Annotated in this window: 10 protein-coding genes; 8 read left to right on the top strand and 2 right to left on the bottom strand. The window is 58.0% G+C overall.

The genetic code is table 11. The annotated features are described in order from the left end of the window. Nucleotides 1-12: 12 nt before the first annotated feature. A complete protein-coding gene (locus tag ROI90_RS04700) occupies nucleotides 13-1,380 on the bottom strand; it encodes a sigma-54-dependent transcriptional regulator (protein WP_315997176.1) in 1,368 nt (455 codons plus the stop codon). Nucleotides 1,381-1,697: 317 nt separating this feature from the next. Between ROI90_RS04700 and ROI90_RS04695 the strand changes: the two genes are divergently transcribed. From ROI90_RS04695 to ROI90_RS04685, 3 genes are all read left to right on the top strand, one after another. After that, nucleotides 1,698-3,917, top strand: coding sequence for a T9SS type A sorting domain-containing protein (locus ROI90_RS04695; RefSeq protein ID WP_315997175.1), 2,220 nt, complete (start codon nucleotides 1,698-1,700; stop codon nucleotides 3,915-3,917). A gap of 387 nt (nucleotides 3,918-4,304) precedes the next feature. Next, complete coding sequence (locus tag ROI90_RS04690; RefSeq protein WP_315997174.1) at nucleotides 4,305-5,189, top strand: DNA/RNA non-specific endonuclease; 885 nt, start codon at nucleotides 4,305-4,307, stop codon at nucleotides 5,187-5,189. Between the two features lie 383 nt (nucleotides 5,190-5,572). Next, nucleotides 5,573-7,312, top strand: coding sequence for a lysophospholipid acyltransferase family protein (locus ROI90_RS04685; RefSeq protein WP_315997173.1), 1,740 nt, complete (start codon nucleotides 5,573-5,575; stop codon nucleotides 7,310-7,312). A gap of 94 nt (nucleotides 7,313-7,406) precedes the next feature. On the opposite strand, the gene ROI90_RS04680 is transcribed toward ROI90_RS04685, so the two are convergent. Continuing rightward, nucleotides 7,407-7,973: a DUF4468 domain-containing protein gene (locus ROI90_RS04680; RefSeq protein WP_315997172.1), complete on the bottom strand. Its 567-nt coding sequence runs from the start codon at nucleotides 7,971-7,973 to the stop codon at nucleotides 7,407-7,409. 1,216 nt (nucleotides 7,974-9,189) lie between these two features. Between ROI90_RS04680 and ROI90_RS04675 the strand changes: the two genes are divergently transcribed. The 5 genes from ROI90_RS04675 to ROI90_RS04655 all read left to right on the top strand — a co-directional run bounded on the left by ROI90_RS04675 (nucleotide 9,190) and on the right by ROI90_RS04655 (nucleotide 16,174). Further along, complete coding sequence (locus tag ROI90_RS04675) at nucleotides 9,190-10,056, top strand: dihydroorotate dehydrogenase (RefSeq protein ID WP_315997171.1); 867 nt, start codon at nucleotides 9,190-9,192, stop codon at nucleotides 10,054-10,056. Further along, on the top strand, nucleotides 10,044-10,805 hold the full coding sequence (gene pyrF / locus ROI90_RS04670; protein WP_315997170.1) for an orotidine-5'-phosphate decarboxylase: 762 nt from the start codon (nucleotides 10,044-10,046) through the stop codon (nucleotides 10,803-10,805). The genes ROI90_RS04675 and pyrF overlap by 13 nt, the downstream gene beginning before the upstream one ends. Before the next feature lie 133 nt (nucleotides 10,806-10,938). Continuing rightward, nucleotides 10,939-11,553, top strand: a complete 615-nt coding sequence (gene pyrE, locus ROI90_RS04665) for an orotate phosphoribosyltransferase (RefSeq protein WP_315997169.1) — start codon at nucleotides 10,939-10,941, stop codon at nucleotides 11,551-11,553. A 125-nt stretch (nucleotides 11,554-11,678) separates the two neighbouring features. Continuing rightward, a complete protein-coding gene (locus tag ROI90_RS04660) occupies nucleotides 11,679-14,708 on the top strand; it encodes a phosphoribosylformylglycinamidine synthase subunit PurL (protein ID WP_315997168.1) in 3,030 nt (1,009 codons plus the stop codon). A 2-nt stretch (nucleotides 14,709-14,710) separates the two neighbouring features. Then, entirely contained in the window at nucleotides 14,711-16,174 is a 1,464-nt protein-coding gene (locus tag ROI90_RS04655) for a phosphoribosylformylglycinamidine synthase subunit PurQ (RefSeq protein WP_315997167.1), read from the top strand. Nucleotides 16,175-16,226: the final 52 nt, after the last annotated feature.

The raw sequence follows: 16,226 nt of genomic DNA, 5'->3' as shown, positions 1-16,226 counted from the left end.
ATATGATACTGATTAACGAATCCGGATTTCGTTGTTCTGAACCATACGATAAATAGTAGACTTCCCGATTTGCAGCTTGGCTGCTACCTGCAAAATATTGCCATTGTGCGCGTCGAGGTAGCGCTGCACAATGGAGGCTGTTTGCGTGCGCAATGATTCGTTGCCCACGGTGGCCGTGTCGGTGGTAGGGGCCTGGGGGTGGCGCAGGGGCAGGTCGGCGGGCTGAATAGTGTCATTTTCGGCCAGCACAGCGGCCAGTTCTATCACGGCCTTCAACTCCCGCACGTTGCCCGGGAAGGCGTAATGCAGCAGCTTTTGCCGGGCCGGCTCCGAGAGAATACAGGTAACCATGTTGTTCTGGGTGCAGAACTCCTGCAAAAAGGCGTCGGCCAGCAATAGCACATCTTGGCCCCGCTCCCGCAACGGCGGCAGCAGAATGGGCAGGCCCAGCAGGCGGTAGTATAAATCTTCGCGGAAACGCCCTTCCTTTACCTCCTGGCCTAAGTCGCGGTGGGTGGCTACCATCAGGCGGGCATCAAACGGAATGCGGGAGTTGCCGCCCAGCCGCACCACTTCCCGCTCCTGCAGCACCCGCAGCAGCTTTGCCTGCAGGCTCAGGTCCAGTTCCGAAATTTCATCCAGGAACAAGGTGCCTTTGTGAGCTTCCTCAAACCGGCCGATACGCCGGCCCACGGCCCCCGTAAAAGCCCCTTTCTCGTGCCCGAACAACTCACTTTCCAGCAAGTCGCGCGGAATGGCCGCTACGTTCACCGCCACGAAAGCCGCTTCGCGCCGGTCCGAGCGGAAATGGATGGCCTTGGCTACCAGTTCTTTGCCGGTGCCCGTTTCTCCGCTGATGGAAACGGTAATGTTGGTACGGGCGGCTTTGTCAATGAGGGTGTACAGCTGCTGAATCTGGGGGCTGTTGCCGAGGATGGCGCGCTGCGGGTCGAACTTGCGCCCAATCTGCTCCTTCAAGCGAGTATTCTCCTGGCGCAGTGCCAACTGCTTGCGGATGTTGCCAACCGTATTCCAGAGCCGGTCGGCGGTTTCCTCATCCTTCACCAAGTAGTCGTAGGCACCTTGGCGGAGCAGGCCAATAGCTGTGCGCACATCCTCCTGCCCCGAAATGACAATTACGGCTACATCAGGCAGCCGCTCCTTTATCTGCTGCAATACCTGGTCGCCCTTGCCATCGGGCAGGGAGTAGTCCAGGGTAATAATATCGGGCCGCTCCGAAAGGCTCTCCAAACAGGCCTGAGCCGTGGTGAACCGCCGGAGCGAGTACTCCGGGTTTTGGGCCAGTTTGTATTCCAAAAGCTCGCCGTACCAGGCGTTGTCTTCCACAATGAAAATGGTAATGGGTAAGGAGGCACTCATAGCTCAAGCAGAAAGGAAAAAGCAGGACAGGAAGCAGAACAGTATACTTAACGGGGCGGATAAGAACCGCGTTGTGTTCTTTACCAGCTAAAAACCCCGTAATCTGCGAGTATACAGGGCTTTTTTCAGGGATGCTACTAATTCTCTATTTAGGAACGGTTGTTTCTATTTGAGACTATATAGTAAATTTATATTTAAGTTAAATAATTGATTGTCAAGTATTTGATATAATAAAGAGGAAATGGCCGTCTTCTTGCCAATCAGATGGCTGGCAGTCAGCAAGTTGTCGTCTCGTTTTCCCCTAATACTTATTGCACATGAGTCATTTCTACTTTTTTGCCTCACGGCGTGTATTTTCCGCCATGTTCGTGGCACTTTGTGCCAGTGCCCAGGCTCTGGGGCAAGGCACTACCCCGCCCATCTATTCCAATTCCGGGACATCGGGCGCTACCGCTATTCGGGACTGCAATACCGTCCTGAATGTAACGACGTGTTTCGGCTCGGTAAGCAACCCGGAATATGCCACGGATGCCAGCTTTACCACGGCGGCTACTATGAACGTGCCGGCCAGCGTGCTGGTAACCAAAACCCTGAAGCTGCGCATGGATATGGACGGCCTGGTGCCGGTTGGCCACCGTGCTGGCATAATGGTCTCGCGCAGCAGCGGACTGTTGAACCTGCTGGGCGTAGATCTGGTTTCGGCTATTCGTATCCGGACTTACCTGAGCACCAACGGCGGCGCCTCGCAGTTGCAGGAAACGAAGGTGGTTGATGCAAAAGTGGTGGCTCTGCTGCTGGGCTCCGACACGGGCCCCATGCCGCTGGAATTCACGGCCGGCAAAACATTCGACCAGATTGAAATTGAAGCGTCCTCGCTCGTCTCATTGGGCTACCAGTTGAATGTGCACTACGCCTATGGTTTGGGTACTAACACCATCACTACGGCCAAAGGATACGTGTCGCGGTTTGCAACGCCGGGCACCGGCAATTACAGCACCACCGCCGTGGATAATGGCCTCACGGTGTGCGTGAACTCCAACGTGAGCAACCCCCTGAACGCGGTAGATACTGACCTGACCAACTTCGCCACCATGGGCGCGCTGGTTGATCTGAGCTGCCCAACCTCCCTGCAAACGCAACTGGAAGGCACCGCCCCCGCTGGCTACTACGCGGGCTTTTTGCTGGGAAGCCGGGGCGTACTGGACGCCTCCGTGCTATCAGGGCTGCGCCTGACTACTTACTTGGGCAACACCGTGCAGGAAACGGGTGCTGGTGCCGGGCTGCTGAGTGTCAGTGCACTACCATCCGGTAAGTACAATGTGCACATGCGTACCACGCTGCCTTTCGACCGGGTTGAAATTCGGCGGGTTAGCCTGCTGGGTGTGCTGGATAACCTGCAGGTATATTACGGCTTCGGCCTGGAGCCCCGTGTATTCCGCGACCAGAATACGCGCGTTTCCAGCTTTGCCAGCACCGCCGGCAACTTTCAGCTAAACGGTAGCAGCATAGTGTGCGCAAACTGCGGCGTTACCGCCCCTGAGCGCGCCGTTGATCAGGATTTGACCAATAACTATGCTTCCATCAACTCATTGTTGGCATTAGGAGGCAGCACCCGCCTGAAAATGAAGCTTAACAGCGCGGGCCTGGGTGGCAACCGGGCTGGGGTAGTGCTGGGCCTAGGTACCGGACTACTGGATGCGCAGTTGCTCGCCAACGTTCGGGTAAAAACATACGCTGGCGCTACCGGCAGCGAGTTGGTAGAAACAGTTACTGATCAGAGCTTGGTTGCGCTTGAGCTGCTTTCCGGCGGTAAGGGGGAATTGTCCTTCCGTACTACCCGCAACTTTGACTGGGTGGAGTTGGAGGTACCCAATGGCGTCTCTGCGCTGGCCGATACCCGCGTGTACTACGCTTTTGCTGATGATGCACCCAGCGGCTTTCCTTCCACTATCACCATGCCGGTGTCCTCGCCGGTTACCCTACAGAACCTGCGCGCCACCAACAGCGACGGGTCGGTGGATGTGAGCTGGCAGACTACGGCCGAGGCCAACAGCAGCCATTTCATTGTGGAGCGCTCCTTATCGGCCACCGGTGGTTTCCAGGCCCTGGGCCGGGTAAATGCAGCCGGTAACTCTACCGTAACCCGCCAGTACCTCTACCGCGACTTCGACGGCATCTCGCAAAACTCAGCCTCCTTGTACTACCGCCTGCGCGTCGTGGATTTGAACGGGCAGGAAAGTTATTCCAGCGTAGTATCGGTTTCGGTACGTCCGCCGGTGGTTGTGTTTGAACTCTACCCCAACCCTGCATCTTCCTCGCAACAGGTGCGGATGCAAATGCCAGACGCCAAAGCCGGGACCAAATACGATGTGGCCGTGTATGACCAGCTGGGCACTGAGGTAGGACGGCACACTATAAGCAACACTGGCCGTTCGGCAATGCCTACTTCCTCGCTGCGCCCCGGCCTCTACCAAGTGGCCCTGTTCGATAAAACCGGGAAACGAGTGGCTACTCGCCGTCTGGTAATTCAGCACTAAGGCCCCACCGCTTTATTTATCCTATCCACCCTACTTTTATCTTTCGTGAAACAAGCCCTCGTCGTTGCAGGTCGGCGGGGGCTTTTTCGTGCCCTGAGAAACCGGGCTGAACCAAGGGCGAACAAGGGGATAGATATTGGTTATGTACAGAGCTGCGGCAAAGTTGCGGAGAGAACAGAATAATGGGAATATAGAAATAGGTAGATAGTAGAAAATGCAGCTTATCAGGCAAGTGTCAGAGTGGGAAAGAAGAAAAGTATCATCTGGGTAGTGTTGCTGCATCCTCGCAAAATGATAATCATTCGGTAACATCCAATCCGAAGTGAACCGTCATTTTTGCGGCAGTTAAGTACTTTTCCTTCCCAACCAAAACACCCTACTTGCACCATGCAGCGTACCATTGCCCGCCTGCTAAGCCTGGCCCTCCTTGCCAGCATTGCCGTTTCCTGCTCCAAAGATGCTGTGGCACCCGTGAGCAGCCCCAGTGCCACCCAAAGCGCCGATGCCACCGCCACCCGCGACGGTAACCTAGCCATGGGTAACCCCAGCGGTGCTACTACCAGCACCACCAATTACACCAATTACCTCATGAACAAAACCCAGTTCTCCATGTCGTATCACCGCGACCGGGGCATTCCGAACTGGGTGAGCTGGCACCTGAGCAGTGCCTGGTTGGGAAGCACTGCCCGCCAGGATAACTTTGCCGCCGATGCGGCGTTGCCCTCCGGCTGGTACCGCCCCGGTAGCACCAGCTACAGCGGTTCAGGCTTCGACCGGGGCCATAACTGCCCTTCCGCCGACCGCACTGGCTCGGTGGCCGATAATTCGGCTACGTTTCTGATGAGCAACATGATGCCGCAGGCTCCTAACAACAACCAGCGTACCTGGGCTAACCTGGAAAATTACTGCCGCACCCTGGTAAATGCCGGTAATGAGCTGTACATCATCTGCGGTAGCTACGGCAAAGGCGGCACCGGGGCTAACGGCTACTACACCACCCTGGATGCTGGCCGCGTAACCGTACCGGCCCGCTGCTGGAAAGTAATTGTGGTGTTGCCCGTAGGCACCGGCGACGCTGCCCGCGTAACCTCAGCCACCCGGGTCATTGCCATCAATACTCCCAACGACAACTCCCTGAGCACTACCTGGGGCTCTTATCGCACTACCGTAGATGCCATTGAATCGGCTACGGGATACGACCTGCTGTCCAGCGTATCATCGTCGGTGCAGGCTGTTGTAGAAGCCCGCGTCGACAACGGCCCAACCAGCTGATTTGGCGGTTACGTGAACGTAGAAAAAGGCCCGGCTCGTCCGGGCCTTTTTGTGTTTTGCCGCCTGTTGGTGGGGCAGATTTTGCGTTGGTCGACAATATGCGTATGCTCAACTTTACTTTTCTGTTACTTAGTAGAATAGATCCGTAGAGGCTATTGAAACCGAGTAGTTTTGCACTGTGAGTGATGTGAAAAAGAATTTGAGGTGAGAAGTAAAAAAGCCGCGCTGCAACGCGGCTTTTTTTGTGCTACTGGGAGCAATAGCCACCTACCAGGTACAAGGCGTAACAGTTTCATAATTACTGCTTAACCACGGGCTAATATTTGTTTGGGAAGTTTGGTATGACAGGACCTGCCCTGATGATGCGGCCCTGCCCGCTGTATATGGCACTACTTTCTAGCTCTATTCCCTGGTCTGCCACACGTGCTGGTTCCCGGACCTGGCCCTCACTGCGCCCCGTGTGGCAGTGGCTAACGCAGCTGCGGGAATTGCAACAGCTGTATGAGCGGCACTGTCATCTGACCGGGCGGGAGTTTATTGGGCAACTGTTGCGCGACCTGCAGATTACCGTAGAGTATGAGCCAGCGGACCTGCAGCGGATTCCGGTACGTGGTGCTTTCGTGGCGCTGGCCAACCACCCTTGCGGTATGCTGGATGGCCTTGTGTTGCTGTATGTGTTGGGCGAAGTACGGCCGGACTTTGTGGCCGTAGCTAATGAAATTCTGGCTCCACTATTACCGAACCTGCCTACTCAGCTTACGCTGGTAAGCCCCGAGCGCAAGGATGCTGGCCGCAATACGCCCAAAGTGCGGCAACTGCTGCGCTACCTGCACAACGATGTACCGCTGGGCTTCTTTCCGGCGGGCGTAGTGGCCCACCGCTCCGCTTCCCTGCGGCCCACCGTCGACTCGGAATGGCACCCCACGGTAGGGCGGCTGCTGGACGCTGCCCGCGTACCCGTGCTGCCAGTGTGGCTAAGTGGGCAGAATAGCTTAGCGTTTAGCCTGCTGGGTGTAGTACATCCTCTGCTGCGCACAGCCCGCTTACCCGCCGAGCTGCTGAATAAACGGGGCCAAACGGTGCGTGTACGCATTGGGCAAATGGTGCCAGCCGCCGAGCTAGGGCAACTCCCCGCCCCCGACCGCCTGGCGTACCTGCGGGCCCGGGTGTATGCTCTTGGCTCCGCGTGGCAAGCGGCTGCCAGTCAAATTTTTCCGGTATTGCCGCCTACACCCGTAGTGGCGCCCGGCTGCTCCAGCCACGTGTTGGCTGATATTGAGGCACTGCGCCCCGCCAACTGCCTACTACGCTACCAAAACTGGGAGGTGTATGTGGCCAAAAAAACCGAACTGCCCCATGTTTTGCCCGAAATAGGCCGACTGCGGGAGTTGACGTTTCGCAAAGTGGGAGAGGGAACGGGTCAGGAAACCGACCTTGACCAGTACGATGAGTATTACCGCCATTTGTTTCTGTATGACCGTGCCGCCCAGAAGCTGGTGGGGGCCTACCGCATTGGGCGGGGGCGCAGTATCGTCCGGGAGTTTGGCAAGCGGGGCTTCTACCTGCACTCTTTATTCCGCCTGAACAAAGCGCTGTTGCCAGTGTTGCGCGAATCATTGGAGCTAGGCCGCTCCTTTGTGCGGCCAGAGTATCAAAAACAGCCTTTACCGCTGCTGCTGCTCTGGAAGGGCATTGCCGAGTACATTGCCCGCCACCCCGAGTACCGCTACCTCATTGGCCCAGTTAGCATCAGCAGCCATTTTACCGGCGCCTCCAAGCAGGTAATGATGGGCTTCCTGCAGCAGCATTTCTCCGATGCAACCCTGGCCCCCTTGGTGAAGCCGCGCAAGCAGTATCGGTACCGCCCTTTGCCCGCCCCCGATTCCGCAGCGCTGCAGCATAGCCTCCATACCCTACAGGATCTGCAGAAGCTGGTGGCCGAGCTGGAGCCTACTGGTACGGGCATACCGGTGTTGCTGCGGCACTATTTGCGGCAGAACGCCCGTATTATCGGCTTCAACCTGGACCCCGGCTTCAATAATACCCTGGACGGATTTATGGTATTGGACGCCAGGGAGTTGCCGGCCCGCACTCACCAATTGCTGACCCGCTACCAGCGTTGATATGCCCCACCAAACTCACCGAAGCCGGCCTGCTTGGTAGTGTAGACACCAAGCAGGCCGGCTTCGGCAGGTAAGATGCAGTGAAAAAAGTACGCTAGTTTTCGCCAGCTAGGCCCACGTGGCCCTCCGCAGGCTGGCTGTTCATGTAGGAGCGGAACGACATGGCGGCTTCACTGGCCATGGAGTTGGCCTGAGCCGTTAACCGACGGTCGTTGTGGGTTTTTTCGTTGTTGCGGTCAGCTTGCAGCTCGGTCCGATACTCATCAAACCCTACAATCTGGGAAGGCTGCTTGGCATCGGGAATTGCCCGGAATGTGCCTACCGTGTAGGTGTAGCCGTTGTCGGTGGCCTGAAACGTGAAATCAAACAACACCGTGACCGGCTGGTCCTTGCCTTTCCCATCCACCTGCTTCAGCGTGCCCGTGCCCGTAATGCGCAGTGTGCCGGCGGCTTCGGTTGCCTTTAGGCTGGAAGTAGGCTTGTACGCAAATTTGTTCTGGGCCCAGTCGAGGGCACGGTTATACAAGGCCGTACGACCTGCACCTTCCGTAGGCACCCGTTCTGTGTATTCTACCGGTGCTGGCGCCCCCGATTGGGCCCACGCTGCCGGAGCCAGTGCCAGCATTCCACTCACACACAAACCTAGTAGCACTTTTTTCATGGTAAAAACTGAAAAAGAAGGAAAAGCCAATGAGAAAGTCCTGAAAAGCAAAGGTACTGGTAAACCTATGGTTTGAATAAAAATAAGGGTATTATGAATATGTTAAGACGTGCAGTGCCCTAGAGAGCTTATACACGAAAAATGCACCAACAGTAGATTGCCAGAAGAAGATGAATTTTACCAATGCGGTGTACTTGTTACCTAATATACTTATAGAAGGATTCTATTTTTTTGGATATTTCTAATAAAAGGCTATGTTAGGGAGCCGTGAACTAGCTCCTGGTCCTGTGTGCTGTTATTCCTCTATGCATAACATATACAAAGATAATTAGATTTGTGAAACGGTGCAGATTATTGATTAACAGACGTATAAGCGTTTTTGTAAAATGGCCGAGCAGTGAATGGTGCTAAAATCACGTAACATTTTGGTAACATAAAGTTAACGCGGTGTCTATTGCATGCCTCGGGTGAAGTAGTACTTTTGCGACGTGCTTCACCTTAATCAACATACTCTGATGGAGCGCGGGACTCTTTGCCAGAGCGTCCTGCGAAATGGCCGGGAGGTCGTTTCTCCTTTTGATTCTTTGGTTTCGATGGTTTTGTCCCTTTCGCCGCTCCGGTTTCCGAAGCGGCTTTTTTGTGCCCAATCGGTCCGGCTGGCTCAGCCGTAACCAGTGGCCGCCCACGCACTTGCTAGCCTCTTTCCAACCCACTCCGATACTCGCCATGAACGACCCCTCCACCCTGGCCCAGCACACGGCACCCGCCACACAAATCTGAGCATGAATCCCAAGCGGATGGTCATTATCAACATGGGGAATACCATGTTCTGCGGTGCCCGCAACAGCATTGGGCTGGAAAGCTTCAGCGCGATTTAGTTAGGCGTTTAGCTTTCAAATAGTATTCACTTTCAAGTAGCAACCAAGCGCGAGTGTTTAACGCCTGGTTAACCACTGGCACTTACGACTAACTCAACGACGAGCAACCCGTTCCCACTCGATACGGTAACGGGGCGGGGTGGTGCAAGGAGCGGGGTGATAGAAATCAGGGGGGATTCTGACACATATGTCGGTCCGCAAATTGTCCACCCCGCGTTTTCGAGCGGGTTGATTTTTTAGTTGCTACATAAAGTGACCACACTCATCTGATTTTCTGCCGGCAGGCTTCGGCCAACTGCCTAACTGCAGCCGGCAGGAAATCATAGATTTTAGAACCTATGCAACTTGGCAAACTCACGCTGCAAAATCCGGTGTGCCTTGCGGCCGCCTCTTGGCAGCTAGAAGGTGCGGGATACGAGCGGCTGGGGGCCATTTTCACCCGCACCGTTACCATGGAGCCCAAGCCTGGGCTGTACGAGGAAGGTATCTGGCAGGTGAACGAGCAAACCCTGCTCAATGCCACCCACATGCGCACCGAAAGCGCCGAGATTCTGGTGCAGGAGCACTTGCCCAACCTGCGCCGCTACGGGGTACCGGTATTTGTGAGCATCACGGCCCCCGGCATTCCGGGCTTCCGCAAAATTGCGCGCTTCCTGGCCCGCGAGGCCAGCGACCTGATTGCGGGCGTGGAAGTGTACATAGCCCAGCCGGATAGCGGCCACGGTGAAGAGCTTAACGCCAAATTTGTGCGCGAAGTCACCCAAGCCGTGCGCAATGAATTGGGCCCCGAGGCGGCGCTGGTAGTGAAACTGCCCCCGTGGCCCGAACACATTCGGGGGCTGGCCCAGGGGGCGCAAGCCGGCGGTGCCGATGCCCTGGCAGCCACTAATCTGCTTAAAGCCCTGCACCTGCCCACCAACACTACCGCTGCCCCTATGGTCGGGGGCCTGTCGGGGGAAGCCCTGCGGCCAGTGGCCCTGCGCTGCGTGTGGGAACTGGCCCACGATCAACAACTCACCCTGCCTATCTTCGGTACCGGCGGCGTGTTTACCGCCAGCCACGTCACGGATTACTTGCGGTGCGGGGCTTCAGCCGTGCAAATTGCCAGCGGCGAATGGTTGGAACCAGGCCTGACAGCCCGCTTGGCTGCGGAGTGCGCTTATCTTACACCCGAAACTGTTTCATCCTCTGAATGGAAAAGCTAACTCAACGCGTACAGGCGGCCAACTCCCTGCTCTGCGTCGGCCTTGACCCAGTAGGCGATGATGCGCAAGTTGCGCGCCGCCTGGCTGAGGTTATTGACCAAACCAGCCAGTATGCCGCCGCTTTTAAACCCAACTTAGCCTTTTTCCTGAGTCGGGAGGATGGCGTGAAACTGCTGCGTGAAACCGTGCAGCGCATCCCGGAAAGTATCCCGGTGATTCTGGACGGCAAGTTCGGCGACATTGCCAACACCGCCGACCACTACGCCAAGTTCGCCTACGACGTAATAGGGGCCGATGGCGTGACGGTGAACCCCTACATGGGCGACGACGCCATTGTGCCCTTCGCCCGGCCCGGCAAGCTGGTGTTCGTGCTGGCCAAAACCTCCAACAAGCCGGTTCATTCCCTGCAGGATGTGGCCCTCACCCGCGGCGGCTCCCTCTCCGATTGTGCCGCCAGCGTAGCCCGCAAGCTCGATGAGCAGCACGGCGGCATCGGCCTGGTAGTAGGTGCCACCAACGCCGAAGCCGTAGCCCGCATGCGCCGCCTCACCCCGGAACAGTGGTTCCTGGTACCCGGCGTAGGTGCCCAGGGTGGCGACCTGCAAGCCACGCTACGTGCCGGCCTACGCCCTGATGGCTCCGGCCTGCTTATCAACACCTCACGCGCGTTGTGGCAAGCTGCTGATGCTGGGGCCGCTGCGCGGGAGTTGGTGGAGCAAATCAACCAGTTCCGGCCGGTAGCGGTGTAGAGACGCAATATTTTGCGTCTCGTCGTTGAACGACTGGCCTAGAACAGTTCCATCATAACAACATCAGCAACTAGGAGACGCAAAATGTTGCATCTCTACATCGTTCATTTTCTTCTCCTTACATAATCACGCCTTGCCTTCCCCCCAAACCACCCTCACCTCCGAAACCTTAGAGCAGCAACTGCTCCAAGAAGACGCGCTGCTGCGCGGGCACTTCCGCCTGTCATCGGGCCTGCACTCCGATACCTATGTGCAGTGCGCCCGTTTCCTGCGCCGGCCCGACCTGGCGGGACCCGCCGCCGCCGAACTGGCCCGCCGGATTCAGGAGGCCGGGTTGCAGCCCGATGTGGTGGTAGGTCCGGCCATGGGTGGCGTGGTGATTGGCTACGAGCTGGCCCGGCAGCTGGGTGTGCCCGGCATCTTCACGGAGCGCGACGAAACCGGCCAAATGACGCTGCGGCGCGGCTTTACCATCGAGCCGGGCCAGACAATTGTTATTGCCGAAGACGTAGTGACTACCGGCAAGAGCACCAACGAAGTAGCGCGGGTGCTGGAGGGGCTGGGCGCAAAAGTTTTGGCCGTGGCGAGTTTAATTGACCGCACGGGTGGGAAAGCTGAGCTAAGTTTTCCGAACTTTGCCCTGCTGCCGGTAACGGCGGCCACCTACGCACCCGATGATTGTCCGCTTTGCCGGGCAGGTATTCCGGTGGTGAAACCCGGCAGTCGGCCGGAAAAAGCGTTTTCTTAAACCTACTGCGGCGCAACCGGCGCTTCAGCAAGGCATTTTCGGCGTACCCTGCGCGGGTATGCTTCCTCACGTGGGCATCTTCGCCTGAGCGTGGGAAACCCGAAAAATAGACAAACCTCCCTCTTTTGGACTCTACCCAAAGAACCATACAGCTTCTGCTCAAGCCCGGCCAACACGATGGCGAGGGCCAACGCGTAGCCGAAGCTGCCCAACGCCACCTGGGCCTCACTACGGGCCGGGTGCAAAGCACCGCCCTCTACACGGTGCGCTACCCCGTGAGCGACGAGCAACTGCGCGACTTCGCCACCCACTGCCTTCAGGACCCGGTGCTGCACGACGTGGCCCTCGACGAGTTCCGCCACGGCGCCGACTACAAAAGCTACATCCTGGTGGCCAAGCTGCCCGGCGTGACGGACGACGAAGGCATATCGGCCCAGAACGCCCTCAGCGACTTTCTGAACCAGCCGCTGGACACGCATACCCAGCACATCTTCAGCAAACGGCTCTACTTCCTGGAGCAGGAGCTGCCCGAGAGTAGTCTGCGCCGCCTGGCCGAAGACCTGCTCGGCAACAAAATGATTAACCGCTTCGAGGTCGGCCCCATAGCCCAGATTCGCGACTACACGCCGCGGCCGGGCGGTGGGGCCGAATCTATTACGGATACCGTGCGCCTCGTAGGCCTGTCGGATGAGGAGCTGGTCAAGCTGTCAAAAGACAACCTCTACGCCCTGAACTTGGAGGAAATGCGCGTCGTGCGCGACCATTACACCAGTATATCCGAAGCGCGCCAGGCCGCCGGTCTGCCCCAGGACCCGACGGACTGCGAGCTGGAAATCATTGCCCAGACCTGGTCGGAGCACTGCAAGCACAAGGAGTTTTCGGCCGTTATCAAGTATCGGGATGCGGACACGGGCGAGGAGCAGGAAATCGACGGGCTGTTTAAGACCTACATCAAAAACGCTACCGCCGAGGTAGACCGCCAACTCCGGGCCAACGGCAACGACTGGCTGATTAAGGTGTTCAGCGACAACGCCGGGGCCGTGCGCATCAACCCGGAGTCGCTATTTGTGTGGAAGGTGGAGACGCACAATTCGCCATCGGCCATCGACCCCTACGGCGGAGCTATTACCGGTATTCTGGGCAACAACCGCGACCCGCTGGCGACTGGCATCGGGGGCGCGCGGCTGCTGTTCAATACCAACGTGCTGTGCTTCGGCAACCCGGAGTTTTCGGGCACGTTGCTGAGCAATCAGCTGCACCCGCGCCGCATTTTCGAAGGCGTGCGCAAGGGCATTGAAGACGGCGGCAACAAGTCGGGCGTACCAACGGTGAACGGCGCCATTGTATTCGATGACCGGTACGCCGGTAAGCCGCTGGTGTACTGCGGCACCGGCGCCGTGATGCCCATGCAGCTCGCCGGACTCGACTCGTGGGAGAAGAACATCGACGCCCAGGACCGCATCATCATGGCCGGTGGCCGGGTGGGCAAAGACGGTATCCACGGCGCTACTTTCTCCAGCATTGAGCTGGACGAAACCTCGCCCGCCACGGCCGTGCAAATCGGCTCGCCCATCACGCAGAAGCTGGCCATGGACTTTCTGATCCTGGCTACCCGTCGCGGCCTCATCAAGTGCAGCACCGACAACGGTGCGGGTGGCTTGTCTTCGTCCATCGGTGAGCTGGCTACTATCAGCGGTGGCGCTGTGGTAGAACTGGAGAAAGTGCCTCTGAAGTACCCTGGCCTACGGCCGTGGGAAATCTTCGTATCGGAGTCGCAGGAGCGTTTCTCGCTGGCCGTGGAACCGAGCAAGCTCAATGAGCTGATGGATCTAGGCCAGGAGATGGAAGTGGAGCTGACGGATATCGGCTACTTCACCTCGGATGGCAGCCTAGATGTGCGCTTCGACGGCGAATCGGTGGCCCGCATCGATATGGAATTCCTGCACAACGGCGTGCCGCGCAAGGTGCTGGAAGCCGAATGGACCAAGCCCACGGCCCAGGAACCCGCCCTACCCACTGACCTCGACTATACCAACGTGCTGAGCCGCTTGCTGGGCTCGCTCAATATCTGCTCCCGCGAGTCGGTGATTCGGCAGTACGACCACGAGGTGAAGGGCCGCACGATTATCAAGCCGCTGATGGGCGCTACCAGGCAGGCTCCACAGGATGCCGCCGTGGTGCGCTTCAACTTTGAATCGTGGGAAGGCGTGGCCGTGAGCAACGGTATTCTGCCCCGCTTTGGTGATTTGGACGCCTACCACATGTCGGCCGGCGCGTTTGACGAGGCCGTGCGCCAGATTGTGGCGGTAGGAGGGAAGCTGCCCAACCTGAGCTACGGCGACGGTAACTTCTGGTCCGTGAACGACAACTTCTGCGTGCCCGACTCGGTGTACGATCCCGCCACCAACCCCGATGGCAAGCACAAGCTGGCCAAGCTGGTGCGCATGTGCCAGGCCCTGCGCGACGCCACGGCGGCCTACTGCATCCCGCTCACGAGCGGTAAGGACTCGATGAAGAACGACTTCAAGGCCGATGGCGTGAAGATTTCCGTTCCGCCCACGGTGCTGTATTCGATGACCGCCAAAATTGAGGACGTGCGCCGCACCATCACCTCCGACTTCAAGCAAGCCGACGACGTGGTGTATCTGCTGGGCGAAACCTACGACGAGCTGGGCGGCTCAGAGTTTTATCAGCTCTTCGGCGAGCTAGGCGCCAACGTGCCTAAAGTTCGGTTTGAAGAAGCCAAAGCCCTCTACACCTTGATGGGCGCGGCCAACGAGAAAGGCCTCATCCAGTCCTGCCACGACTTGTCGGATGGTGGCCTGGCGGTGGCCTTGGCGGAAGCTACGTTTGGTCATGGCTTTGGCGCTGATGTGGAGCTGCCCGCTACTGGCCTAGGCCTGTCGGCGCAGCTTTTCTCGGAGTCGCACTCCCGCTTCGTGGCCACGGTGGCTCCCGAAGATGTGGTGGCTTTCGAGCAGCACTTCGGCGCCCGCGCTACCCGCCTGGGTGTGGTGACACAGGACGGCCAGCTCACAGTGCGCCACAGTGGCCAGACGGTCATTTCGGCCAGCACGGCGGCCCTGCGCCACGAGTGGACGAATGGCCCAGTGAATCGAATTATCGGCTTCGGCCAGCACGAAGCGGCTCAGTAAGCATGAACGACAACGAGCAACCCAACCTGCCGGATTTGAACACGCCCCCGCGCCCCCAGCACGATGACCCCGGCCACGAAATCGTGAACCGCGAAGGTCAGATTGTGCTGCCCGGCTACAAAAGCGTGGACCCCGGCCACGAATCGGCCGAACCATTGAAAGGCGTGGAAGAGCAGTCAACCGGCCAACAACCAACAACCAGCAACCAACAACTGGTACAGGCCCTCATCCTGACGGGCTTCGGTATCAACTGCGAAGAGGAGTTTGCCGCCGCTTACAAGCTGGCCGGTGCCGAGCCCACCATCGTGCACCTGAACCAGGTGCTGCACGGCCACGTGAGCATCCACGACTACGACATCCTGAACTTCCCCGGTGGCTTTAGCTTCGGCGACGACCTGGGCTCGGGCGTGGTGCTGGCCAACAAGCTGCGCTACCGCAAAAATGCCGAGGGCCGCACCCTGCTCGACGACATTAAGCAGTTCATTGCCAACGGCAAGTTTGTGATGGGCATCTGCAACGGCTTCCAGGTGCTGGTGAAGCTAGGCCTGCTCCCCAACCTGAGCGGCAACGTAACGCCCGAAGTAACCCTGACGCACAACGCCTCCGGCCGCTACGAGGACCGGTGGGTGCGCCTGAAAGTCAATCCCAAGTCGAACTCGCCCTTCCTGAAAGGCATCGACACGCTGGAAGTGCCCGTGCGCCACGGCGAAGGCCGCTTGATCATCAAGGGCGAAGAAACCCTAGCCGAAATCGAAGCTCGCGCCCTGAACTGCTTGGCCTACACGGATTTCGACGGCTCGCCCACCGACGTGTACCCGCATAATCCCAATGGCGCCGACCTGAACTGCGCCGGCCTGACCGACACCACCGGCCAGGTTTTCGGGCTGATGCCCCACCCCGAGGCCTTCCTCTCGCTCTACAACCACCCCGACTGGGCCCGGCGCAAGCGCCAAAACCCCGGCCTGAGTGAGGAAGGGGATGGGTTGCGGTTGTTCCGCAACATTGTGGAGCACGTGGCGTCGTTGCCTCACCCCCCGGCCCCCTCTCCTTCAGAGAGGGGGAGCCACGGCGGCAACCAGGAGCAGCCTTTGCATTTGACTGCCAATAAAAAAGCGTGGTTTAAGGGGCTGAAGGAGCACGGTGCAGAAATGCGTAAGCAGGCTACTGAAGCCGAGGATTTTTTGTGGGAGCAACTGCGCAATCGGCAGTTAGACGGCTATAAATTTCGTCGGCAGCACACAATTGAGAATTTCATTGTGGATTTCGTCTGCCTGGAAAAGCACTTGGTTATAGAGGTAGATGGCGGTGTGCATGGAGAAGCAGATCAGGCGGAATACGATACCGGCCGCACGCACACGCTGGAAGCATTGGGATACAGAGTAATCCGCTTTCAGAATGAGCAAGTGCTGACGCAAACCAGCCAAGTGCTCCAGGAAATCTATCAGACTCTCGAACAAAGCGTCTAACGCATACACTACGCCGCCTCGGCTCCCCCTCTCTGAAGGAGAGGGGGCCGGG

Source organism: Hymenobacter endophyticus, assembly GCF_032464715.1.
In the GTDB taxonomy this organism is placed as follows: domain Bacteria; phylum Bacteroidota; class Bacteroidia; order Cytophagales; family Hymenobacteraceae; genus Hymenobacter; species Hymenobacter endophyticus.
This window is presented reverse-complemented; position numbering and strand designations above follow the sequence as displayed.

Coding starts and splice junctions, on each gene's coding strand:
- ROI90_RS04700 (WP_315997176.1), bottom strand. CDS start 1,380: ATGAGTGCCTCCTTACCCATTACCATTTTCATTGTGGAAGACAACGCC.
- ROI90_RS04695 (WP_315997175.1), top strand. CDS start 1,698: ATGAGTCATTTCTACTTTTTTGCCTCACGGCGTGTATTTTCCGCCATG.
- ROI90_RS04690 (WP_315997174.1), top strand. CDS start 4,305: ATGCAGCGTACCATTGCCCGCCTGCTAAGCCTGGCCCTCCTTGCCAGC.
- ROI90_RS04685 (WP_315997173.1), top strand. CDS start 5,573: ATGGCACTACTTTCTAGCTCTATTCCCTGGTCTGCCACACGTGCTGGT.
- ROI90_RS04680 (WP_315997172.1), bottom strand. CDS start 7,973: ATGAAAAAAGTGCTACTAGGTTTGTGTGTGAGTGGAATGCTGGCACTG.
- ROI90_RS04675 (WP_315997171.1), top strand. CDS start 9,190: ATGCAACTTGGCAAACTCACGCTGCAAAATCCGGTGTGCCTTGCGGCC.
- pyrF (WP_315997170.1), top strand. CDS start 10,044: ATGGAAAAGCTAACTCAACGCGTACAGGCGGCCAACTCCCTGCTCTGC.
- ROI90_RS04655 (WP_315997167.1), top strand. CDS start 14,711: ATGAACGACAACGAGCAACCCAACCTGCCGGATTTGAACACGCCCCCG.